Source organism: Brevibacterium sp. FAM 24630 (assembly GCF_049804075.1).
Classification (GTDB): Bacteria; Actinomycetota; Actinomycetes; order Actinomycetales; family Brevibacteriaceae; genus Brevibacterium.
On sequence record NZ_JBNBZD010000003.1, the window covers coordinates 20,255 to 42,040 of the forward strand.

A 21,786-nucleotide genomic window follows, 5' to 3' on the forward strand; every position below is an offset into this window, starting at 1 on the left:
ATCACTGCGGCATGTTGACGAACCGGGACTTCGCGCCCTGGAACGCCACAGGGATGTCCATCGTCGGACCGGCACGGTGCTTGGCGACGATGATGTCGGCCTCACCGGCACGTTCGTGTTCCTTGTCGTACATGTCCTCACGGTGGATGAGCAGCACGAGGTCCGCATCCTGCTCGATCGAACCGGACTCACGCAGGTCCGAGATCATCGGCCGCTTATCGGTGCGCTGTTCGCTGCCGCGGTTGAGCTGAGACAGCGCGATGACAGGAACCTCGAGCTCCTTGGCCAACAGCTTCAGCGACCGGGAGAACTCCGAGACCTCCTGCTGACGGGATTCGACGCGCTTGCCCGAGGACATCAGCTGCAGGTAGTCGACACAGACCATCTTGAGATCGTGCTGCTGTTTGAGGCGGCGACATTTCGCGCGGATCTCGGTCAGCGCCATGTTCGGCGAATCGTCGACGAACAGCGGGGCACTGTTGATGCGGGCTTCGGTCGCGGCCAAGGTCGTCCAGTCGTGTGGGCTGAGCTCGCCACGACGCAGGTTCTGCAGCGGAATCTCCGACTCCGCGGAGAGCAGACGCATGACGAGTTCGTTCTTGCCCATCTCGAGTGAGAAGAACACAGCGGCCTGATCGTTGTGGATCGCGGAAGAGCGGATGAAGTCGAGCGCCAACGTCGATTTGCCGACGCCGGGGCGGGCGGCGATGACGATCATCGTGCCCGGGTGCAGACCGTTGGTGAGGTTGTCGAATTCGACGAAGCCGGTGGGCACGCCCGCGGTCTGCCCGTCGGTGTTGCCGTTGCGCTCGATCTCCTGAGCCACCTCGCCGAGGATGTCGGAGAGGATGACGTAGTCCTCGGTGGTATGACGTTCGGTGACCTTGTAGATCTCCGCCTGCGCGGAGTTCACGACGTCGTCGGTGTCGCCTTCGGCGTCATAGCCCATCTGCACAATGCGGGTGCCGGCCTCCACGAGGCGGCGCAGCACGGCCTGTTCGCTGACGATCGCGGCATAGTAGCCGGCGTTGGCCGCGGTCGGAACGGAGGAGATGAGAGTGTGCAGATAGGCGGCACCGCCGACGCGGGCGAGGTCGCCGGTCTTCGTCAGGTAGTTCGCCACAGTCACCGAGTCCGCGGGTTCGCCGCGGGAGTAGAGGTCGAGGACCGCCTCGTAGATGGTTTCGTGAGCGGGCTTGTAGAAGTCATCGCCCTTCATCGTCTCGACGCAGTCGGCGATGGCGTCCTTCGACAGAAGCATCGCACCGAGCACACTCTGCTCGGCCTCGACGTCCTGCGGCGGGGTCCTCAGACCGTCATAGCCCTGGTCGTTGCTCAATCGTGTTCCTCTTCCTCACAGCCTCGTCTTCGCCCACCCCATGTGGTGCGCTCCAACTGTACCCGGCCACCGCTGCGACCGGACACCGACCATGGTAGGTTCCGGCACGGACATGATCGTATCCGCCGGCGCCTCCGGACACCGTCACCGAGGCAGCCCACCGTGACCCGGCGAGCCGCCTCGGTGACGGTGCGGACTTCTCAGTCCCGAGCCCGCCCGGCCGTGGCCACGGAGTGCAGGATCGGCTTCGTCAGCTGCAGTCCGGCACGGATGATGACGATGCCGACGACGACGGTCAGCAGGATCGTGAGGAACGTGACCGGTTTGAACACGAGCGCCGCCCCGGCCAAGGGCAGCACGAGCAGCAGACCGAGCCCTCCGGCCAGCAGCGACACCCAGATCGCCGGTGCCATGACGGCCCGCACGAGTGCGCGGTGGATGAGCTGGGGGTCGACGCCTGCGGCGAAGAGGTCGGAGAAGGTGTCGGCCCTGTCGTGGATGTCGGCGACCTGGTTGATCACCGCCGAGACGGCGATGAGCACGATCGCGATGCCCATGACGAGCAGCACTCCGGTGAAGAGGTCGTGGAAGAGGTGGATATCGCTCTCTCTCATCCCTGACTGCGGGTCCTCGGCGGTGTCGAGTCCGAGCTGCATGAGGGCCACGCCGGACCCGCACACGGCCGCGGTGAAGGCGGCCATCGCCAGTCCCGAGACCCGACGCCAGAACCTCTTCGGCTCGTCGGAGACGAGACGGGCGGCGATGAGACGTTCGGGGGTGGCCGCGCGATTGCCGCTGAGGTGAGCGAACCAGCGGACGAGGAGTCCGCCGACGAGGTCGACGACGATGAGACCGAGCGCGAAGAAGCCGACCACTGCGGCCAGAATGACTCCCACGCCGAGGCCGCCGCTCTGGGTCAGTGCGTACACGACCGGCAGCAGACAGATTGCCAGCACCGTGACCACGACCCGGCCCACGGGGAACTTCCGGTCCAGGCTCTTCGTCCGCACACCCAGCGGGGAGACCGCGACCTTGCGCAGCCCGATGAGCGCCGAACCTGCACAGACGAGGACGAGTCCGGCCACCACTATGAGGACGAGCCAGGCCGGCATGAGCATGTTCTCGTACCCGATGGGCCGGCCCATGAAGTGGATGAAGCTGACCGGCAGCGCCAGACCCACATAGCCGACCACGCCGAGAACGATCCCGACCAGGGCGGGAATGAGAGGTTCGGCCACGGCAAGTGCCGTGATCTGTCTGCGTTCGGCTCCGAGCAGCGACATCGTCGACAGACGTTCGTCCTGTCGGCGGGCGGACAGGGTGGCCGAAGCCGAGGCCAAAGTCGCTGCGGGGATGATCAGCAGTGCCGTGGCCAACGCGGCCAGGGTCTTGTACATGATGTCGAATCCCGCTTCGGCGGGGTCCGGGTTCGGTGGGATCTGGAAGAACATCCAGGCACCCGCCGCCACCGTGAGGAACAGTGTGGCGCAGGCGAAGAAGGCTGCTGCCACGAGCACGGAAGTCGGCGAGGTCAGCGACCGACGCCCGAGCACGAGGGAAACGGTGCGAAATGAAGTGGACAAGGGATCTCCTCTCAGGCCCGGGTCAGTGTCGGGGAAGCCTGCGCGGCCGCCTCGGCGGGGGCCCGGTTCTCGGGCTCCGCCTCGGTGACCCGGCGGACGAGGGGGCGTGTGAACTGCAGACCCAACCACACCATCGCCACCCCGCCGACGAGGACGGCGGTCACGACTCCGATGGTGAATGGATCGCCGAGGTCGCTCACCGACGCCATGAGCCAGGCGAGGATCCCACCGAGGAACAGGGAGACGACGGTGACGAGGAGGATCGGCGACATCACCGCGTTCACGGTCACCCGGTGCATCATCTGCTGGGTCATTCCGGCGGCGTGGAGCTCGCGGTAGGTCGTGGCACGGTCGAGGATGTCTGCGGCCTGATTGATCGTGGCGGAGACGATGACGAGGACGAAGGCGATGACCAGGGTGAGGATGAGCCCGGTGAAGATGTCGTCGCCGAGGTATTGGTACGGGCCCATGACGGCTCGGTCCTCGGCGGTGAAGTCCTCCTGACCGCCGCGCATCATCGCCGTTCCCGCCCCGCCGACGACGGCGATGAAAGTGATCATCGCCAGCCCGGCGACCCGACGCCAGTACTGTCCGGGGGCGTCGGCGATCATTCCGGCCGCCATCACCGAGGCGGGACCTCGGGCGATGCGCGCCGAGATGCCGGCGTGGATGCGGATGCACAGGACACCGATGACGCTGATGAGCAGCAGGGCGATGCCGATCGTTGCGATGCTGAAGATGATGGTGGCCGTCGTCGACAGCCGCATCTGAGTCGAGACGTAGGTGGCGATGGCCACGACGAGGACGAGCAGGATGGTCGCGATGACGCGGGCCAGGGGGAACCTCCGTGCCAGGGACCGGGTGCGCACGCCCAGCGGGGAGATCGTGATCTTCCGCAGGCCGATGAGCGAAGCGAGCAGGCAGACGATCAGAAGGCCCGCGACGACCGCAGCGAGCAGCCAGATCGGCATTAGCAGGCCCTGATAGCCCAGGGGTTCGCCGACGAAGGAGATGAACCTCAGCGGCCAGGCGACGAGCAGGTAGCCGCCGATTCCGGCGAGGATGCCCAGTGAGGCGGGGATGAAGGGTTCGGCGACGGCGACGAGCCGGATCGTGCTGCGTTTCGCGCCGAGCAGGGACAGCGTCGAGAGACGTTCGTCCTGGCGGCGAGCGCTGAGCTTCGCCGAGGCGACTCCGAGGCTGGTCGCGGGAACGACGAGGAAGACAGTGGCGAGGACCGCGAGGAGTTGGTAGAGCCCGGCGACCTCGGCGTATCCGGTGACTTCGGGGCGGTCGGTGAACGCCCAGGCACCGGCGGCGACGGTGAGGAAGATCGTCGAGCAGGAGAAGAAGGCGATGCCCACGAGCTTCGCCGTCGTCGAGGTCAGGGACTGTCGGGACAGGAGGATGGGAAGGAGATTCATCGGTGCCCTCATCCGTGGTTCTGGACTCGGGGCTGGTGGGCCGGGGCCTGGTGGGTGGTGCCCTGTAGCGCGGAGTCGGCGACGATGCGACCGTCGGCGAGCCTGACGATGCGGGAGCAGCGGGCGGCGACGTTCTCATCGTGGGTGACGACGACGAGGGTGGACCCCCGGCCCGTCGTGGAGTCGAGCAGCTCGGTGAGCACCTCGGCGGAGGTGCGCGAGTCGAGGGCGCCGGTCGGTTCGTCGGCGAACGTGACGACGGGCTGGGTGACCTGGGCGCGGGCGATCGCCACTCGCTGGGCCTGTCCGCCGGAGAGCTGTCCGATGCGTTTGGTGACGTGTTCGGCCAGGCCCAGGCGATCGAGCCAGGCCCGCGCGTGCTTGGTGGCGTCCGAGCGATTCATTCCGGCGAGCATGGCGGCGAGCGCGACATTGTCCAGGGCGGTGAGCTCGGGCAGGAGCAGTCCCTGCTGGAAGACGAAGCCGAAGACTTCGCGGCGCAGGGCGGTGCGCCCGGACTCCTTGAGCGAGGTGATGTCCGCGGCCGCGCTGCGGTCGGTCGGCGAGAGGCGGATGCGACCGTCATCGGGATGGATGATGCCGGCCAGACAGTGGAGGAGGGTGGTCTTGCCCGAACCGGAGGGCCCCATGATCGCCAGGGACTCGCCGAGTCCGATCGTGAGGTCGATGCCGGCGAGTGCATAGGTCTGATTGAAGTGCTTGGTGACGCCGCCGGCAGTGATGATGGAGGGAAGATGCTGTGCAGGGGTCTGTGAAGAAGTCATGTCTCCATGCTCTCGTCCGACGGCCCTCGCCACTATGAAGTCACCCTGTCGACCGCTGCGGGAAAACCCGACCTTCGGAAACGGAAAACCGATACGGATCTGCACCTTCGACAGCCTCGACAGCCTCGACAGCGAGCATACTGACAGCAGCGAACGCATTGACAGGCAAGTGCTGACTTGCCTATTGTTTTCGGTGTGGTTGACATCTACCGCGCCATCGCCGATCCGACGCGGCGCACGATCCTCGATGAGCTCTGCGTCCGAGACGAACAGACGCTGTTCGAGATCTGCGCCCGCCTGGCCACCAAGCATGGCCTCGGCCTGTCGAGGCAGGCGGTGTCACAGCATCTCGAGACCCTTGAATCGGCCGGATTGGTCAGGTCGAGGAAAGAGGGTCGATTCAAGTTCCACCAGATCGATCCCACCCCATTGACGGCGATCGCCGATCGCTGGCCACAGGACGCGATTTCGTCAACCGGACGCGAGAACGCGAACCGGGAACCCACCGCCACAGAGGAATCATCATGAAGATCAACTGGACATCCATCTTCGTCACCGATCAGCAGAAGGCCTTGGACTTCTACACCGACAAGCTCGGCTTCGTGCTCAAACACGACATCGACATGGGCGGTCCCCGGTGGCTGACCGTGGTTTCACCGGAGGAGCCGGATGGGGTCGAGATCGTCCTCGAACCCAATTCGCACCCCGCGGTGGCGCCCTTCACCGAGGCGCTCGTGGCCGATGGGATCCCGATGAATCAGTTCGCCGTCGACGACGTCCAGGCCGAGTACGAACGCCTGAAGAGCCTCGGAGTGACGTTCACTCAGGAGCCCGCCACGATGGGTCCGATCACCACGGCCGTCCTCGACGACACGGTCGGCAATCTCATCCAGCTCGTCCACCAGTCCGACGGCGCCTGACGCCGAGCACGTACCGAGTCAGCAATGCCGCACTCGGCAACCGCGCATCCCTGAGTTCATCGGACAGCTCTGTCCAAGTCGCCGTCAGAACCCGCCCTGCTCCGAGATCACCCCGGCAGCAGCACGATGACGGTGTGGATGAGGAGTCCGACGAGGGCGCCGATGACGGTGCCGTTGATGCGGATGTACTGGAGGTCGCGGCCGACGTAGAGTTCGATGCGTTCGGCGGCTTCCTTCGCGTCCCACCGTTCGATGGTGTCGGAGATGACGCTGGCGATTTCGGGGCCGAAACTCTCGGCGAGGTCGCCGGCCGTGGTCGCGATCCGATCGTCGATGCGGCGGGAGAAGTCCGAGTCGGACTGCAGCCGGTCGGCGAATTCACCGATGAGCTGCCAGATGCGGGCGCGCACTTCACCGTCGCTGTCGATGATCGCCTCGCGCAGCAGCGCCTTGAGCGAGGTCCAGATCTCGAGCACCGATTCGATGACCCCGTCCTGGCTGAGCAGGTCGTTGATGATGACCTCGGCTCGCTGTGACAGCGAGGTCTCGGAGTCGAGGTCGTCGGAGAGGTCGACGAGCCAGGCGTCGAGGGCCTGCCGGGCTTTGTGGTATTCGTCGTCGCGGACGTTGGCGACCCAGCCGAGCACCTCACGCTGGAGCCGGTTCGCCAGCTGTTCGTTGACGAAATCGGGTACCCAGGACGGTGCCCGGTTGTGAACGATCTCGTCGATGACCTGCGGATTGTCGCGCAGCCAGGTGTACGCCTCGGCGATGATGAGGTCGACGAGTTTGTGGTGGGCTCCGTCGAGCACGATCTGGCGCAGCAGCTGTGCCAGCACCGGTGTCTTGCGAGTCGCCACGAGCCTGGGAATGATGACGTTCCTGGTCAGTGCCGCGATCGAGTCATCGTCGATGCGCGCGAGCACGTACTCGAGCCCGCCTGCGGCACGGTCGACGACGATGTCACGGTTGCCCGGTTTGGCCAGCCATTCTCCGACCCGGTGAGACACCTCGGCGGATCGGATCTTCGTCGACACCGCCTCGGCGTGGAGGAAGTTCGCGGCGACGAAGGCCGAGAGGCTCGCGCCCAGGGTGTCCTTCTTGCGCGGGATGATCGCGGTGTGCGGGATCGGCAGGCCGAGGGGGTGGCGGAAGAGCGCGGTGACGGCGAACCAGTCGGCGATCGCGCCGATCATCGCGGCTTCCGAGGCGCGGGAGACGAAACCCCAGACACCGGTGTTGTCGGTGAAGAGATGAGTGGACAGGAAGATGAGCGTGGCCAGGATGAGCAACGAGAGCGCGAGTGTGCGCATCTTCTTCAGCCCGCGAGCGCGCTCCTGGTCTTCGGCCGTGAGCTCGGCCGGCCCGCCGGTTCCACCTGCCGCACCGAAGCGCGGAACGGATGGTGTCTTCTCGATCGACATCGTTACCCCCTGCTCAACGACTTTAGCGAAACCACGGCCCTCAACCCGCATCCGCAGGCGGATTCTCACCTGGGAATTCGGCGGGGAGTCCGAGCGTCGGCCACATAAGGCACCGTTGACCGCACAACGCCCCGTTGCCGACATAGCGCCCCGTTGGACCGGGTGGTTGAGCCGCTGCCTGTAGGAGAAGAGCTCCCAGCGCGCCGTCAATCGGGTTAAAGTACCACCATGGCCCGCCCCTTGACCGCCCGAGAACACAGTGTCGCGCTGTTCATCATCCGTTGTGCCACGACCTCTCCCGACGAATCGGACTACGCGAACTTCACTTCTCAGCAGCGAGACGCCTGGGACCCGCCGGTGCCGATCACGGCCGAACGGAGACGGACCTGGGAGAACAGCCTCGGCGAGGTGCTGGTGACAAATGAATGTGGTTGCGGCATCTGCCCGAGCATCGGCATGCGCCCCAGACATCGCACCGACGATGACAAACGCAACGACCAAGGCGGCGACGGGGACTGGTCGGATCGCATCGTCCTCACTGCCGGTGTATCCGGGGCGATGCTCCTGCTCTTCATCGACGACGACATTCCCAGCTATCTCGAGTTGGCCCCGACCGATGACGAGCTGAGCTTCGCGGAGTTCCCCGAGCCCGAGTCGATCAGTATCTGATCAGAACCCCCAACTCGCCGAGGCGGCTCCGAGCCGCCCATGAACGCTAGGCTCGGTGGATGGAGTATTTCGAGGATCGTGAGCGGGCGGAATCCTTCGGCGAGGTGGCCCGAGACTACGACGCCTACCGGCCGAAGTATCCTGCCCCACTCATCACGGAGATCATGCAGGCAGCCAGGACGACCGCCGAGTCTCGCACGGGCGACCCGCGCATCCTCGACGTCGGTTCGGGAACCGGCATCCTCGCGACCCAGCTGAGGGACGCAGGGGCTGAGATCCTCGCGGTCGAACCGGACACCGCGATGGCACAGGTCGCCAGGTCCAAGGGCCTCGAAGTGGAGATCTCGACGTTCGAGGATTGGGAGGCATACGGCCGCATGTTCGACCTCATCAGCTTCGGACAGTCCTTCCACTGGGTAGACTCGATTGCTGCTCTGCCGCGAATCCGCACCTTGCTCGAACCCGCGGGAAAACTGGCCCTGGCCTGGAACGATATCGAACCGAAGGGTGAGTTCCGCGACCGGCTCGATGCGATCTCCGCTCGTTTCCACGCCGAGGGCACGACCGCGAGTCTGGGTGCTGCACCGAATCTGGGTGCTGCACCGAATCCGAGGACTGCTGCGGACCCGAGCACGCCAGCGGACCCGGGCACGGCAGAGACCGCGGGCAACTTCGACGCTGTCGAGCACCCTGCCCTCACACAGCTGCGTGCCTCCGGTTTCACGCCGCACGAATCCGTTTTCGCCGAAGATCTCTGGTATTCGAGGCACAATTGGCTGTCGATGCTGTTCACCTACTCGGCTCAGCTGACGATGGATCCGGTGAAGCGAGCGGTCATGCGCGAAGAGCTGTCGGCCGAAATCCCTGACGACGGACTCGAAACACGAAATGAAGCCCTGCTGATCCTCGCTGGAGTCTGAAGATCTCTCGCTCGCACACCCCACACACCCCTGCCAGGGGCTGAGCATCCCTCACCGTTCCCGCCACACCGGACTCTTACCGCCACAACGCACCGGTGCAACGGGAGGCTGTGCGGCTGGCGAGAGGTTGTGCGGCTGCCGGGAGGTTGTGACGCTGACGGGCCGGCATGCTCCGCGTCCAGGCACGGGCCGGGGTGCTCCACGTCCAGGCACCGGGCCGGTGGCGCGCTGGCGAAGCCCGACCCGTAGAGTGAGAGGGGTCTGGTCACCGCTGTCCTGCGCCGGGACCGCACGGGCTCTGCGCCACAGACTCAGCGAGACGACCGGATCGACGCCATCAGCATCCGACCGTCAGGAGCAGTCGTGCCAGCTCAGCCCGCCGAGGCCACCATCTCCGAGATCACCGATCTCATCACGTTCGACACGACGAGCCGGGACTCGAACCTCCCGCTCATCGAGCACGTCGAAGCCCGCCTCGAAGCCGCCGGCATCACCTTCCTGCGGATCCCGAATCCCGAGGGCACGAAGGCCAACCTGCTCGCCACCATACCCGCCGCCGACGGCACGAAGACCGGCGGAGTCGTCCTCTCCGGTCACACCGATGTCGTCCCCGTCGACGGCCAGGACTGGTCATCGGTCCCATTCGCACCCGAGATCCGCGATGGAAAGTACTATGCCCGCGGCAGTGCGGACATGAAGTCCTTCGTCGGCGTCATCCTCTCCCGCCTCGAGACCCTGGCGGCCGCGAAGCTGCGCGAACCCATCCACCTCGCCTTCTCCTATGACGAAGAGATCGGATGCGTCGGTGCGGTGTCCCTCGTCGAAGCGATCACCGAGGCGCAGCTGGCACCTCGCGGCTGCGTCGTCGGCGAACCCACGAGCATGCGCGTCATCCGCGGTCACAAGTCGATGAACGTCTTCCGCGTCGACTTCCACGGTGTGGCCGCTCACTCCTCGCTCACTCCCGAAGGCGTCAACGCCATCGCCTACGCCTCCGAGTTCGTCGCCTTCGTCCACGCGGTCGCCGCCGAATTCCGCACCGAGGGACCCTTCGACGAGGCCTATGTCGTGCCGTTCACCTCGGTCACGGCGAACACGTTCAGCGGCGGCATCGCCGTCAATACGATCCCCGCCGAGGCGAGCGTGCAGTTCGAGTTCAGATCGCTGGGCTCGGTCGATCGGGAAGAGCTCATCGCCCGTTTCCGCGCCGAAGCCGCGCGCCTGGGTCGCCAGATGGCGGCCGAGAACGACACCGCCGGCGTCGACTTCACCATCGAAGCCGGTGCCCCCGGCTGCGAGACTCCCGCCGGTGCCGACATCGTCGACCTCGCCGCGAACTGGGGCGGCATCGCCACCGATGACAAGGTCACCTACGGCACTGAGGCGGGGCTGTTCTCGAACGCGGGCATCCCGACCGTCGTCTGCGGGCCCGGAGACATCGCCCAGGCGCACGCTCCCGATGAGTTCATCGAACTCGAGCAGATCGCCGCCTGCGAATCCTTCATCGACGCCCTCATCGCCGATCTCAGCACTGACTGAGCTCCCCGACGCCTCCCTCGGACTCAGTCGATGAACACTCCCACGACGAGGTTGATCGCCGTGGCGAGGATGACGGCGTTGAAGATGTAGGACAGGAGGCTGTGGCGCAGCAACACGGCCCGGATCTCGGTGGTCGACACACTCGTATCGGGCACTCCGAGGGACATGCCCACGGAGAACCCGAAGTAGAGGAAGTCCTGATATCTCGGCGGGACATCCGTGTTGAAGTCGATGCCCGCCGGCTCGTCACCGTCGAAGTATAGGAAAGCGTACCGGGCGGAGTAGAGCAGCTGCAGGCCGGCCCAGGACATGAACACACCGAGGAGGGCGATCGCTGCCGGCAGGGGTCCGGCATCGGATCCTCCCATGATGAGCAGACCGACGATGCCGCCGATGCCCAGCAGCTGGGCGACGGTGACGACGACCTCGTCGATGATGGGCCGGAAGTCCTCGCGCTTCGCATTCGCTTGAGTCGCCTCGGCGTCCATGGGCCACAGCACTGCCGTGCCCAGGATGACGAAGGTCGTGGTGACAACGGTGATCCCGACGAGTGTCGCGAATGCGGCGGCCTCGACCAGCGCGATGACGACGCCGACGACGAGACCGAGGACGATCGAGGCGACCAATCGGTTGCCAGCGCTGATGAACAGCCTGTTCATGGACTCTCCGTTCGCTCATGCCGGTGATCGGCGGGCCACCCTTCCACTGTTGCACACCGGCCGGTCGGTCGGAAGCGAGGACCCCGAGACACCTGGTTCCCTTCCGTCGACCTTCGTGTTTGGATGGGAACACAGCCATTGAGGTCGAGGAGGCAGCATGGGATCCGAATTCAACGTCGGTGATCACGTGGGATGGAACTCGGAAGCGGGCGAGGTCTCCGGTACGATCACCAAGGTCCACACCTCGGATTTCGAGTACAAGGGGCACAACCGACGGGCATCGCCGGACGAACCTCAGTACGAGATCCGCAGCGATAAGACCGACCACATCGCCGCGCACAAGGGCAGCGCACTTCACCGCATCGACAAGCGATGACCGACCCGACCCCCGCGGCAAGGGAATCCGAGTTTCTCACCATCGGGCATTCGAATCGTGAACTGAACGAGTTCATCGATCTCCTCACGGCCACCGGCACCGAGGTGGTCGTCGACGTCCGCAAACTCCCAGGATCGAACCGGAATCCCCAGTTCAACGCCGACACCCTTGAGACCGACCTCGCCGAGGCGGGGATCGAGCTGCGGCGCCTCGAGGGACTGACCGGCCGGCGACCGGTCAGCCGCACGGTGCCGTTCGACGTCAACGCTTGGTGGCAGAACAGAAGCTTCCACAACTACGCCGACCACTGCCTGTCCGAGGAGTTCCGTACGGACCTCGACACCCTCGTCGACTGGGGTGAGGACGTACGATGTGCGCTCATGTGCTCAGAAGCCGTGTGGTGGCGCTGCCACCGGAGGATCATCGCCGATCAGCTGCTCGGCCGTGGGCTCAAGGTCGCCCACGTGCTCGGCCATGACCATATCGATGCGGCGAAGCTGAGTGCGGGGGCGGTGCTCGATGAGGATGCACGCGTCACCTATCCGGCCGATGCCTGAAGGGCCGATCTGCTCCAACCGACGCCGCACGCTCCAGCGGACGCCGCAAACCCTGACAGACGCGCCGAGGCGGCACCTGAATACAGGTGCCGCCTCGGCGGTGGTGTGGGGAGGGTCGTGCCGGTCGGTACGGACCGGGCAGCCCTCTCGCCACGTCCGGATCAACGGATGGGGCCGATCAGGCCTTGCCGATGACCTCGAACTTGATCTTCGCGGTGATCTCGTCGTTGACGCGCACGACAGCGTTGTAGCTGCCCGGGGTCTTGACGTGCTCGGTCAGAGCGACCTGGCGACGATCGAAGTCGTGCCCGATTGCCGTCTGCAGCGCTTCGGCCACGAGAGCCGGGGTGACGGCGCCGAAGAGGCGACCGTTCTTGCCGGCCTTCATGTCGATGCGAGCCGTGGACGACTCGAGTTCGCCCTTGACCTTGACAGCCTCATCGTGGTCGGCGATCTGCTTGGCCTGACGGGCCTTGCGGACGGACTCGATGTGCTTCTCGGCGCCGGCGCTCCAGGCCGAAGCCCAGCCACGGGGCAGCAGCAGGTTGCGTGCGTATCCGGCACGAACCTCGACGACATCGCCGGCGGCACCGAGGCCGTCGACTTCCTGGTTCAGAATCACTTTGCGGTTAGGCATATTTCTTTCCCTCCGATCAGCGAGCTGAGCTCGAGTAGGGCAGAAGTGCCATCTCGCGGGCGTTCTTGACAGCCTTTGCGATGACGCGCTGTTCCTGCACGGTCACACCGGTGACGCGACGTGCACGGATCTTGCCGCGGTCGGAAATGAACTTACGGAGCGTAGCGGTGTCCTTGTAGTGGATGGTCGCCGCTTCGCCCTTCTTGAGCGGATTAGCCTTCTTCTTGATAGGCTTCCGGATCTCTGGCTTGGCCATGAGTATCTCCTGTTAACGAAATGTCTTCAGACGTGGATCAGAACGGGGGTTCGTCGGCGCCCGGGTTGCCCCAGCCGCCGTTTCCGCTCTGCGGGTTCGATGATGCCCACGGATCGTTGCCCGGTGCGTTGTTGCCCTGGCCGTAGCCGCCCTGGCGCTGACCACCCTGCTGGCTGCCCTGAGGGCCGCCCTGCTGGGGGTTGTTGCCCCATCCGGAGGACTGCTGGTTGCCGAAGCCGCCCTGCTGGCCGCCTCCGCCCTGGCCTCCGCCGAAGTTGCCGCCGCCGGAGAATCCTCCGCCGCCGGGGGTGTTCTTCGTCACCTGGGCGGTGGCGCGTCGCAGGCTGGGGCCGACTTCGTCGACATCCAGCTCCATGACGGTGCGCTTCTCGCCTTCCTTGGTTTCGAAGGACCGGGATTTCAAACGGCCCTGAACGACGACCCGTGTACCACGCTGCAGGGATTCGGCGACGTTCTCTCCCATTTCACGCCATACCGAGCAGCGCAGGAACAGGGTTTCCCCGTCCTTGAACTCGTTGGCCTGACGGTCGAAGATACGCGGCGTCGAGGCCACGGTGAAGTTTGCGACTGCAGCACCGTTGGGTGTGAAGCGCAGTTCGGGATCGCTGGTCAGGTTCCCGACGACCGTGATGACTGTTTCGCCTGCCATTGAATGCTCCTTGAAGCGAGGTAGCTTAGATGCCTTACTTGGCGTCCGGGCGGAGGATCTTCGTGCGCAGAACGGACTCGTTGAGTCCGAGCTGACGATCGAGTTCCTTGGTCGTTGCAGGCTCGGCGTGGAAATCCACCACGACGTAGTAGCCCTCGGACTTCTTCTGGATCTCGTACGCGAAGCGACGACGTCCCCAGATGTCCACGTTGTCGACGGTGCCGTTCTCAGCCGGGACAACCTTGATCAGGTTGTTCACGGTGTCAGCCAGCGTCCGCTCTTCGAGGTCGTTGTCAAGAATGAGCATGAGCTCGTACTTACGCATATGTCACCCACCTCCTCTGGTCTTTGCGGCCATGGTCGGTCCATGGCAGGAGGGTATATGCATGTCCGTCCCGCTTCCGTGCTGGTCACGAAATGGGAACAGACCTCGCTAGTCTAGTCGACGCATCGGCGAGCTGTCATGTCCGTCCGCGTGGTCTTCCTTACGGCCTGCGTCCTGATGGTCCCCGTACCCTGCGTCGGCATCGGGCGTGGGCGGGTGTCGAGGTTCCTCCCCTCGCCGAGGCGGCCCCTCCGTCGCCGTGCGGCCGCGGATCCGTCGCCGGTAGAGGTTGTCCCCGGCCATGATGACGACGAGGACGAGGGCGAGGAGTCGCAGCAGGGCGAAGAGCGCGACGAAGGCGGCATCGAGGCCCTCGTCGAGTTCGTAGCCGGAGACATCGCCGAGTCGGATGCCGACGGCGAAGACCGCCTCGGCGAGGGTCCAGACGATGAGCACCCACCAGCGGCGGATGGACAGGGCGACGAACGGCAGCAGCCACAAGCTGTCCCAGGGCATGAGGCCCGGTGCCAGAAGCAGGCAGCCTCCGATGAGCAGACACGCGGACACGGCCGGGTCGAGGCCGGTGCGTCGCACCATGTGCAGGGCGATGGCCACGGCGAGGATCACTCCGCCGCTGGCGATGATCCACAGCGGGGCCCACAGTGCGGTGTCGCCGAGGTCGGCCATGAGCAGAATCGAGGCGAAGGAGCCGCCGTCGACAGCATCGGAGTACCAGTGGATGACCCGGTCGACAGCCGTGCGGTCGATGACGAGCAGAAGCGCCGAGGTGATCATGGCCGCGGCGAGCATCATCCGCGGGTCCCGTGGCTGAAGTCCCCGTGCCGGGTGCGGCCCGGCCACGGCGAGGGCGAGGAGGACGAGCAGGGCGAGCGGGTTGATGAATGCCGCGATGCCCAGCAGCACGCCGGCCGGCCAGCCGCGCGGAGGTACCGGCGGAGAGCCTGTGAAGAGGACCATCGCCCAAATGCTCAGGGCTAGGGCGAGCGGGTCGAGTGTGGAGCCGAGGGTGAAGAGAATGAGCGGGGAGGCGAAAACCGCGATCAGCCAGGCGCGTTCGCGGGCGAGGACGAGCAGTCCCGCACCGAGGGCCGCGATCCCGGCGGTGTTGAGCAGGAGCACGACGACCATGAACAGTGAGACGTCGTTCGTGACCAGGTGGAGCAGGTCGACCAGGCGGGCCTCGAGTGGTGCCAATGCTCCCGCACCACCGTGCGAGCGGCCGAGCACTTCGGGATTGACGTCACCGGCGAAGGCCGTTGAGAGGGGGCCCGCGCACATCCTCGCCGAGGCGGCGGGCTGTTCGTATCCCGAGTTCAGACACGGCCCCTGCAGTGCCAGGGCAAGGAAAGTGGTGACACCGAGGACTGCTGCGAAGGCGTACGCCTGCGCGCTGCGGAACCGGCGACCGGCGACACCGAGGTGAATGCCGACCGGACCGCCGAGCAGAGGCTCGGCGATCCGGGTACTGGGCTTCGAGGGCATGGCTAGAGGTTACTAGTCATTGCGCCCCGGCGACTTCGGCGGCTCAACAGGAAGCTTGCCTGCCGGCCCATCATCTTTATCCTTCGGCGGGTCCTCATCCGAACCGGACTCGTCGCCGTCGCCTCCGTCACCCGAATCCTCGTTGTCCCCGTTGTCGGAGTTCTTGTCGTCCTTGCCGTCGGAATCTTTACCGTCGGCGTCCTTTTCGGAGTCCTTGTTGCCGTCCTTGGAATCCGAGTCCTTGTTCTTGTCCTTGTCCTCGTCGTCCTTCGGCGGCTCGATCGGAGCCTTGGTCTCCTTGCTCTTATCGCCGTCGCTGTTGTCCGACGGAGCCTTGGGAGCAGGCTTGGGTTTCGGAGCCGCTGGAGCGTTGGTGTTCTTCGGCTTCGGCTTGTCGGGCAGTTCTCCGCGGGCGGGGAACTGTTCGACCTTCTCACCCTGGAGGGCCTGCTGCATGTAGTCTGTCCACACCTGCACGGGGAATGAGCCACCGGTGACTTCGCCGCGTCCGCCATAGGGTCCGATCGAGATCGACTTGCCGTCGACTTCGCGGTAGAGCACGACCGAGGTTGCGAGGTTCGGGGTGTAGCCGGAGAACCAAGCCGACTTGTTCGACGTGGAAGTACCGGTCTTCCCGGCTACGGGTCGACCGACGTTCTGGGCGTAGCTGCCCGATCCGCCGTTGACGACCTGTTGCAGAGCGTAGGAGGTCTCCGCAGCGACGGCCTTGTCGAAGACGCGCTTTCCCTTGGTCTCGGCCTTGTACACTTCCTTGTCCTCGGCACCCTGGTGGATCGTCTTGATCGAGTGGGTCTCGTGGTGGACACCGTTGGAGGCGAAGGTCGCGTACGCCGAAGCCATATCGATGGGCTTGACACTCGGTGTGCCGAGCACGTTCGACGGGTTCGGGGTCAGCTCGATCGAGCAGCCGCCCGTATTGCCGGCCTTCATCTCCTTCTTCGTGCAGTTCGGGCTCAGTCCCGCACGTTCGGCGACGTCTACGGTTTTGTCCGGCCCGACCTGCACATTCAGAGCGGCATAGGCTGTATTGATCGAGGACTGGGTCGCCTTGAGCAGGCTCACCGGTCCGTAGCTCGTATTCCCGAAGTTCTTCACCGGCCAGGGCGTGCCGTCATTGTTCAACGTTGTCGGGCTGGAACCGGGGTAGGAATCGGTCAGGCGCACACCGTTCTCGAACCCGGCCACAAGGGCGAAGGGCTTGAACGTCGAACCGGCCTGCACATGGCTCTGTGTGGAGGCATTGAATGCCTGGTCGAGATAGTTCTTGCCACCGTAAAAGGCTTCGATTCCACCGTTGTCCGGGTCGATCGAGACGAGTCCGGCCTGCATGCCTTCGGGCTGGTTCGGCGGCAATGACTTAATGGCCTGTTCGGCCGCCTTCATCCGATCCTTGTCGAAAGTTGTGACGATGTTGTAGCCGCCGCGGTCGAGCTGGGCTTCATCGATGTCGAGCTTCCGCAGTGCCTCGCGGCGGACGAAGTCCCACATGTAGCCCTTCTGGCCGGACAGCGAGGATTCCTTGTTCTGCTTCTCCACCTTCGGCAACTTGACCTTCACGGCCTGATCTTCGGTGATGAAGCCTTCGTCGACCATCGACTTGACCACATAGTCGAAGCGGTCCTCGTAAGCCTCGGGATTATCCGAGGGGTCGGCAGCACCGGGACGCTGAATCATCGCGGCCAAGAGAGCGGACTCACTGACGTCGAGGTCCTTCGCCGATTTGTCGAAGTAGTTCTGTGCAGCCACCTCGACGCCGTAGGAGCGCCTGCCCAGATAGATGGTGTTGAGATAGTTCGTGAGGATCTCGTCCTTCGACTGCTGCTGGTCGATCTTGAGCGAGATGAACATCTCCTTGATCTTGCGATCAAAGGAATGCTCGTTCGTGAGGTAGAAGTTCTTCACGTACTGCTGGGTGATCGTCGAACCGCCACCCGCGTACTTGTTCGTCGCCACACCGACCACCGCTCGGGACAGACCCTTGATCGAAATGCCGCGGTTCTCGTAGAACGAGGTGTCCTCAGCGGCGATCGCGGCCTTCTGCATCGGCTCGGAGATCTCGTCGAACTCCACGGACTTGCGGTCTTCGACCTTGTACTGGCCGATGGGGGTCTTGCCATCGCTGTAGTAGATCGTCGAGGTCTGACCGGTTGCCTCGAGGTTCGGCTCCGGGATGTCCGTCGCCGCATATCCGACAGCGAAGAGCACGCACAGCGCGATGACGAGGCTGAGCCCGCCGACGACGAGTACGCGAATGCTCGGCAGGAAACGAGTCCAGCCGCTCACACCCGCTCGCGGGTAGTTGAGCAGATTCTTCGTATTCCTGCCGATGTTCTTGGCTCTGTGTTGTCCCTTAGCCACCCAAGGTCCTCCAGGTCAGTCAGCCTGCCGCGATGCGTGGCGACGAGGTCCGAAAAAGGTCAAAGACGCCCCTCAGTCTGGCACGCCTTCTTTAGTAGAGGGTGAAAAAGTGCTGAGCCTCGTACCCTCCGATCGCGAGAGGTTACCGTACAGTCCACCGAGTAACCCGGCGCAGAGCATCTCACCAGGTATTTTACTTCACGGCATGATTTTCAACCATGACATGTGCGTGTTTGCTCACATTCAACAGGGAGTCAGGTTTTCGATACGAGGAACCATCGAAAACCTGACTCCCTGTTGAACGGCGCGTTTGCACGACCGAGGCGGCCGGGGGCCAGGGGTGCGACCGACCGGAGTCAGCTCTTGAGGTCGAAGTCCGTATCCGCGTATTCGCTGCCCTCGACGGCGGGTTCGCCGCTGAACGGGTGGAGCTGGTCCTCGCGCGCCCGCAGCTCGACGCGTCGGATCTTGCCGGAGATCGTCTTCGGAAGTTCGGCGAACTCGAGACGGCGGATGCGCTTGTACGGTGCCAGATTCTCACGGCAGTAGGCGAGGATCGACCGTGCGGTCTCGGCGTTGGCCTCGAACTTGTCGGAGACGACGACATAGGCCTTCGGCACGGCCAGGCGCAGCGGGTCCGGCGAGGGCACGACGGCCGCCTCGGCGACGGCTTCGTGTTCGATGAGCACGCTCTCGAGTTCGAACGGAGAGAGTCGGTAGTCGCTGGCCTTGAACACGTCATCAGCACGGCCGACGTAGGTGATGAACCCGTTCTCATCGCGTTCGGCCACGTCACCGGTGTGGTAGACGCCGCCGGAGAAGGCTTCGGCCGTCTTCTCCTCGTTGCTCCAGTAGCCGCTGGTCAGGCCGATGGGACGCGGGTCGAGACGCAGACAGATCTCGCCCTCGTCTCCCTCTTCGCCGGTGGCCGGGTCGACGAGCACGACGTCGAAGCCGGGCAGGGCCTTGCCCATCGAACCGTACTTGAGCTCCTGATCCGGCGGGTTGCCGATCTGCAGGGTCGATTCGGTCTGGCCGAAGCCGTCGCGGATGAGCACGCCCCAGTCGTTCTTGACGCGGTCGATCACCTCGGGGTTGAGCGGCTCGCCGGCGCCCAGGGCCTTCGTCGGAGGATTCTTCAGATGCTTGAGGTCGGCCTGGATGAGCATCCGCCACACTGTCGGAGGGGCGCAGAAGCTCGTCACACCGACCCGGTCCATGGTCTCCATCAGCGCGTTCGCGTCGAAGCGCGAGTAGTTGTAGAGGAAGACGCAGGCCTCGGCGATCCACGGAGTGAAGATGTTCGACCACGCGTGCTTGGCCCAACCGGGCGAGGCGACGTTGAGGTGGACGTCGCCCGGGGTCAGTCCCATCCAGTACATGGTCGAAAGGTGGCCGACGGGGTAGGAGACGTGCGAGTGAGCGACCATCTTCGCCTTCGATGTCGTGCCCGAGGTGAAGTAGAGCAGCAGCAGGTCATCAGCTCGTGAGCTGCCCTGCGGGTCGAAATCGGTGCTCTCCTCATCGGCGTCGGAGTAGCTGTAGTCCTGCTGGCGGGTGGGCTCACCGCCGACGACGATGCGCACGACTTCGGATTCGACATCATCGAACTTCGCGGCATCCTCGGTGCCGGCGACGACGAACTCGGCCTTGCCGCGTTCGACGCGATCGGTCAGATCGATGGGCCCCAGCTGCGTCGTCGCGGGCAGCAGCACGGCGCCGAGCTTGATGCCGGCGAGCATCGTCTCCCACAGTTCGACCTGGTTGTTGAGCATGACCATGACATGGTCACCACGCTTGATGCCGGCGCGGCGGAAGTGGTTGGCCACCTGGTTCGACCGGGCCGAGAGCTCCGCGAAGCTCCACTTGCCCTCGGTTCCGTCCTGTTCGACGATCCACAGGGCCGGGTTGTCATTGTTCTCCGCGATCTTGTCGAACCAGTCGAGGGCGAAGTTGAAGTGTGTGAAACGCGGCCATTCGAACTTCTCGCGGGCAGCGTCGTAGTCGCTGCGGAGCTCGATCAGCTGATCTCGGGCTGCTCTGAACTCGTCGGTCACCGTCATTGCTCTCTCCTCACACTATCGCCCACGCCACAGTCTGTGACGCCAAGCACAAATCTAGACGATTCCGAAACTATCAGCACAGATCAGTCCGCAGATCAGCGGGGTCGGTCGAGAACTCGGCGCAGGCGGATCAGCAGCAGTCGGTCACTGACCGTGGTCTTCCCACCATGTGCGCAGCTCCGCCTCGGCGCGCTCGGGCCCGAGTGGTCCGTGCTCCATCCGCAGCTCGAGCAGATGCTTGTACGCGCGGCCCACCAGCGGCGATGGTTCGATGTCGAGGATCTCCATGATCTGCCGGCCGTCGAGGTCGGGACGGATCGACGCGAGTTCCTCCTGCTTGGCGAGGACGTCGATGCGCTTCTCGAGATCGTCATAGGCGAAAGCCAACCGGTCGGCTTTGCGCTTGTTGCGGGTGGTGACGTCGGCACGGGTGAGGATGTGCAGACGGGAGAGCATGGGACCGGCGTCGGTGACGTAGCGGCGCACCGCCGAATCCGTCCAGCCGGCATCCCCGTAGCCGTAGAACCGCAGATGCAGTTCGACGAGGCGGCCGACCGCCTTCGTCGTGTCCTTGTCGAAGCGCAGCGCCTTCATCCGCTTGGCCGTGAGCTTCGCTCCCACCGCATCATGGTGGTAGAAGGTCACAGCGCCTCCGGGCTGGAAGCGGCGCGTGGCCGGTTTGCCGACATCGTGCATGAGCGCGGCGAAGCGGACGACGAAGTCCGGGACTCTGAGACGCTGCGGATCATCATCGGCCATGCCGGCTTCCGCCTGGGCCGCGGCATAGCGTTCTTCGAGTTCGATGGCCTGACGCAGCACGGTCAGCGAATGCTGGTAGACGTCCTTGTGCCGGTGGTGCTCGTCGGTCTCGAGCTGCAGTCCCGCCACCTCGGGCAGGACGTGGTCGGCGAGGCCGGTGCGCACAAGCAGGTCGATGCCGGCGGCCGGATCGATGCCGGTCATGAGTTTGACGAGTTCGACCTGGATGCGTTCGGCGGAGATGATGTCGATGCGTTCGGCCATCTCGGTCATCGCCAGCTCCACCTCGGAAACAGGGTCGAGCCCGAGTTGAGAGGTGAATCGCGCCGCGCGCATCATCCGCAGCGGATCATCGGAGAAGGAGTCCGCGGGCGCGCCGGGAGTGCGGATGCGCCCAGCGATGAGATCGTCGAAGCCCTGGTGCGGATCGACGAAGGTCTTCGACGGCAGGCGGATCGCCATCGCCCCGATGGTGAAGTCGCGGCGGACGAGGTCGGCGTCGAGGTCCGTGCCGAAGCGCACGGTCGGTTTGCGCGAATCGGACTCATAGGCTTCGGCGCGGTAGGTCGTGATCTCGATCTGCACACCGGACTTCACGGCTCCGATGGTGCCGAATTCCCGACCGATGTCCCAGTGCGTGTCGACCCAGTCGGCGATGAGCCCGAGGATGTCATCGGGATGCGCATCGGTCGTGAAGTCGAGGTCGGGCATCGGACGGCCGAGCAGCGCGTCACGGACGGACCCGCCGACGAGGGCGAGTTCGAAACCGGCCGCGGAGAACCTCTGACCCAGCGGGCCGAGGATGTGTTCGAGCTCATCGAGCTTGTCGTGCAGTCGGGCGTGCGCGGTCTGCGGGTCCACCGAGCTCCTTCTCTTCCAGATTTCTGCTCTTGCCGGCTCAGACATGCCGCCCGGCCACAGGCGGAAGTTCCGATCCCCATAAGCCTACCGGGAGCCGGTGACACGGAACTTCCAAGATTCGCCTACTAAGGTAGGAGA

General features: G+C 64.7%; 21 protein-coding genes. 7 read left to right on the forward strand and 14 right to left on the reverse strand.

Annotated elements, in window-relative coordinates; genetic code table 11:
• Nucleotide 1: 1 nt before the first annotated feature.
• The 4 genes from dnaB to ACPUD7_RS03015 form a co-directional block, all read right to left on the reverse strand.
• Nucleotides 2-1,339, reverse strand: coding sequence for a replicative DNA helicase (gene dnaB, locus ACPUD7_RS03000; RefSeq protein ID WP_135537731.1), 1,338 nt, complete (start codon nucleotides 1,337-1,339; stop codon nucleotides 2-4).
• 200 nt (nucleotides 1,340-1,539) lie between these two features.
• Nucleotides 1,540-2,922 (reverse strand): FtsX-like permease family protein, encoded by a 1,383-nt coding sequence (locus ACPUD7_RS03005; protein ID WP_425119079.1) that lies wholly within the window; start codon nucleotides 2,920-2,922, stop codon nucleotides 1,540-1,542.
• An 11-nt stretch (nucleotides 2,923-2,933) separates the two neighbouring features.
• The gene (locus ACPUD7_RS03010; RefSeq protein WP_425119080.1) at nucleotides 2,934-4,346 is read right to left on the reverse strand and encodes an FtsX-like permease family protein; all 1,413 of its coding nucleotides are present in this window, start codon (nucleotides 4,344-4,346) and stop codon (nucleotides 2,934-2,936) included.
• Nucleotides 4,347-4,354: 8 nt separating this feature from the next.
• Nucleotides 4,355-5,131 (reverse strand): ABC transporter ATP-binding protein, encoded by a 777-nt coding sequence (locus ACPUD7_RS03015; protein WP_425119081.1) that lies wholly within the window; start codon nucleotides 5,129-5,131, stop codon nucleotides 4,355-4,357.
• 195 nt (nucleotides 5,132-5,326) lie between these two features.
• On the opposite strand from ACPUD7_RS03015, the gene ACPUD7_RS03020 reads away from it, so the two are divergent.
• Nucleotides 5,327-5,659, forward strand: a complete 333-nt coding sequence (locus ACPUD7_RS03020) for an ArsR/SmtB family transcription factor (RefSeq protein WP_425119082.1) — start codon at nucleotides 5,327-5,329, stop codon at nucleotides 5,657-5,659.
• Nucleotides 5,656-6,051: a VOC family protein gene (locus tag ACPUD7_RS03025; RefSeq protein ID WP_425119083.1), complete on the forward strand. Its 396-nt coding sequence runs from the start codon at nucleotides 5,656-5,658 to the stop codon at nucleotides 6,049-6,051. Before ACPUD7_RS03020 ends, ACPUD7_RS03025 begins: the two co-directional genes overlap by 4 nt.
• Before the next feature lie 107 nt (nucleotides 6,052-6,158).
• Here the strand turns inward: ACPUD7_RS03025 and ACPUD7_RS03030 are convergent, their stop codons facing one another.
• Nucleotides 6,159-7,475 (reverse strand): DUF445 domain-containing protein, encoded by a 1,317-nt coding sequence (locus ACPUD7_RS03030; RefSeq protein ID WP_135537726.1) that lies wholly within the window; start codon nucleotides 7,473-7,475, stop codon nucleotides 6,159-6,161.
• Between the two features lie 228 nt (nucleotides 7,476-7,703).
• Here ACPUD7_RS03030 and ACPUD7_RS03035 point away from each other — a divergent pair, with 228 nt between their 5' ends.
• The 3 genes from ACPUD7_RS03035 (at nucleotide 7,704) to argE (ending at nucleotide 10,603) form a co-directional block, all read left to right on the forward strand.
• Nucleotides 7,704-8,144, forward strand: a complete 441-nt coding sequence (locus ACPUD7_RS03035; protein WP_425119084.1) for a hypothetical protein — start codon at nucleotides 7,704-7,706, stop codon at nucleotides 8,142-8,144.
• Nucleotides 8,145-8,203: 59 nt separating this feature from the next.
• Nucleotides 8,204-9,064: a class I SAM-dependent DNA methyltransferase gene (locus ACPUD7_RS03040; RefSeq protein WP_425119085.1), complete on the forward strand. Its 861-nt coding sequence runs from the start codon at nucleotides 8,204-8,206 to the stop codon at nucleotides 9,062-9,064.
• A gap of 363 nt (nucleotides 9,065-9,427) precedes the next feature.
• A complete protein-coding gene (gene argE, locus ACPUD7_RS03045) occupies nucleotides 9,428-10,603 on the forward strand; it encodes an acetylornithine deacetylase (protein WP_425119086.1) in 1,176 nt (391 codons plus the stop codon).
• A gap of 23 nt (nucleotides 10,604-10,626) precedes the next feature.
• Here the strand turns inward: argE and ACPUD7_RS03050 are convergent, their stop codons facing one another.
• Nucleotides 10,627-11,262 (reverse strand): DUF1345 domain-containing protein, encoded by a 636-nt coding sequence (locus ACPUD7_RS03050; RefSeq protein WP_425119087.1) that lies wholly within the window; start codon nucleotides 11,260-11,262, stop codon nucleotides 10,627-10,629.
• A gap of 157 nt (nucleotides 11,263-11,419) precedes the next feature.
• Here ACPUD7_RS03050 and ACPUD7_RS03055 point away from each other — a divergent pair, with 157 nt between their 5' ends.
• Both ACPUD7_RS03055 and ACPUD7_RS03060 read left to right on the forward strand, forming a co-directional pair.
• Nucleotides 11,420-11,638: a DUF2945 domain-containing protein gene (locus ACPUD7_RS03055; protein ID WP_135537721.1), complete on the forward strand. Its 219-nt coding sequence runs from the start codon at nucleotides 11,420-11,422 to the stop codon at nucleotides 11,636-11,638.
• Complete coding sequence (locus tag ACPUD7_RS03060; protein ID WP_135537720.1) at nucleotides 11,635-12,195, forward strand: DUF488 family protein; 561 nt, start codon at nucleotides 11,635-11,637, stop codon at nucleotides 12,193-12,195. Before ACPUD7_RS03055 ends, ACPUD7_RS03060 begins: the two co-directional genes overlap by 4 nt.
• 178 nt (nucleotides 12,196-12,373) lie before the next feature.
• Here the strand turns inward: ACPUD7_RS03060 and rplI are convergent, their stop codons facing one another.
• The 8 genes from rplI to ACPUD7_RS03100 form a co-directional block, all read right to left on the reverse strand.
• Nucleotides 12,374-12,832 carry a 50S ribosomal protein L9 gene (gene rplI, locus ACPUD7_RS03065; RefSeq protein WP_135537719.1) on the reverse strand — a complete coding sequence of 153 codons (459 nt, stop codon included), beginning with the start codon at nucleotides 12,830-12,832 and terminating at the stop codon, nucleotides 12,374-12,376.
• A 16-nt stretch (nucleotides 12,833-12,848) separates the two neighbouring features.
• Nucleotides 12,849-13,088 (reverse strand): 30S ribosomal protein S18, encoded by a 240-nt coding sequence (rpsR, locus tag ACPUD7_RS03070; protein ID WP_135537718.1) that lies wholly within the window; start codon nucleotides 13,086-13,088, stop codon nucleotides 12,849-12,851.
• A gap of 37 nt (nucleotides 13,089-13,125) precedes the next feature.
• Nucleotides 13,126-13,758 (reverse strand): single-stranded DNA-binding protein, encoded by a 633-nt coding sequence (locus ACPUD7_RS03075; RefSeq protein ID WP_135537717.1) that lies wholly within the window; start codon nucleotides 13,756-13,758, stop codon nucleotides 13,126-13,128.
• A gap of 34 nt (nucleotides 13,759-13,792) precedes the next feature.
• Entirely contained in the window at nucleotides 13,793-14,083 is a 291-nt protein-coding gene (gene rpsF / locus ACPUD7_RS03080) for a 30S ribosomal protein S6 (RefSeq protein ID WP_025779601.1), read from the reverse strand.
• Between the two features lie 108 nt (nucleotides 14,084-14,191).
• Nucleotides 14,192-15,586, reverse strand: a complete 1,395-nt coding sequence (locus tag ACPUD7_RS03085; protein WP_425119088.1) for a hypothetical protein — start codon at nucleotides 15,584-15,586, stop codon at nucleotides 14,192-14,194.
• 12 nt (nucleotides 15,587-15,598) lie between these two features.
• On the reverse strand, nucleotides 15,599-17,965 hold the full coding sequence (locus tag ACPUD7_RS03090) for a transglycosylase domain-containing protein (protein WP_425119089.1): 2,367 nt from the start codon (nucleotides 17,963-17,965) through the stop codon (nucleotides 15,599-15,601).
• A gap of 356 nt (nucleotides 17,966-18,321) precedes the next feature.
• On the reverse strand, nucleotides 18,322-20,028 hold the full coding sequence (locus tag ACPUD7_RS03095) for an AMP-binding protein (RefSeq protein WP_135537716.1): 1,707 nt from the start codon (nucleotides 20,026-20,028) through the stop codon (nucleotides 18,322-18,324).
• Between the two features lie 144 nt (nucleotides 20,029-20,172).
• A complete protein-coding gene (locus ACPUD7_RS03100) occupies nucleotides 20,173-21,648 on the reverse strand; it encodes a CCA tRNA nucleotidyltransferase (RefSeq protein WP_240689572.1) in 1,476 nt (491 codons plus the stop codon).
• Between the last annotated feature and the right edge of the window lie 138 nt (nucleotides 21,649-21,786).

Bases quoted from the DNA above. Each gene is read 5' to 3' on its own strand.
- rpsF (WP_025779601.1), bottom strand. From the start codon at position 14,083: ATGCGTAAGTACGAGCTCATGCTCATTCTTGACAACGACCTCGAAGAG.
- ACPUD7_RS03055 (WP_135537721.1), top strand. From the start codon at position 11,420: ATGGGATCCGAATTCAACGTCGGTGATCACGTGGGATGGAACTCGGAA.
- ACPUD7_RS03050 (WP_425119087.1), bottom strand. From the start codon at position 11,262: ATGAACAGGCTGTTCATCAGCGCTGGCAACCGATTGGTCGCCTCGATC.
- ACPUD7_RS03035 (WP_425119084.1), top strand. From the start codon at position 7,704: ATGGCCCGCCCCTTGACCGCCCGAGAACACAGTGTCGCGCTGTTCATC.
- rplI (WP_135537719.1), bottom strand. From the start codon at position 12,832: ATGCCTAACCGCAAAGTGATTCTGAACCAGGAAGTCGACGGCCTCGGT.
- ACPUD7_RS03040 (WP_425119085.1), top strand. From the start codon at position 8,204: ATGGAGTATTTCGAGGATCGTGAGCGGGCGGAATCCTTCGGCGAGGTG.
- rpsR (WP_135537718.1), bottom strand. From the start codon at position 13,088: ATGGCCAAGCCAGAGATCCGGAAGCCTATCAAGAAGAAGGCTAATCCG.
- ACPUD7_RS03095 (WP_135537716.1), bottom strand. From the start codon at position 20,028: ATGACGGTGACCGACGAGTTCAGAGCAGCCCGAGATCAGCTGATCGAG.
- ACPUD7_RS03030 (WP_135537726.1), bottom strand. From the start codon at position 7,475: ATGTCGATCGAGAAGACACCATCCGTTCCGCGCTTCGGTGCGGCAGGT.
- ACPUD7_RS03025 (WP_425119083.1), top strand. From the start codon at position 5,656: ATGAAGATCAACTGGACATCCATCTTCGTCACCGATCAGCAGAAGGCC.
- ACPUD7_RS03060 (WP_135537720.1), top strand. From the start codon at position 11,635: ATGACCGACCCGACCCCCGCGGCAAGGGAATCCGAGTTTCTCACCATC.
- ACPUD7_RS03075 (WP_135537717.1), bottom strand. From the start codon at position 13,758: ATGGCAGGCGAAACAGTCATCACGGTCGTCGGGAACCTGACCAGCGAT.
- ACPUD7_RS03015 (WP_425119081.1), bottom strand. From the start codon at position 5,131: ATGACTTCTTCACAGACCCCTGCACAGCATCTTCCCTCCATCATCACT.
- ACPUD7_RS03010 (WP_425119080.1), bottom strand. From the start codon at position 4,346: ATGAATCTCCTTCCCATCCTCCTGTCCCGACAGTCCCTGACCTCGACG.
- ACPUD7_RS03085 (WP_425119088.1), bottom strand. From the start codon at position 15,586: ATGCCCTCGAAGCCCAGTACCCGGATCGCCGAGCCTCTGCTCGGCGGT.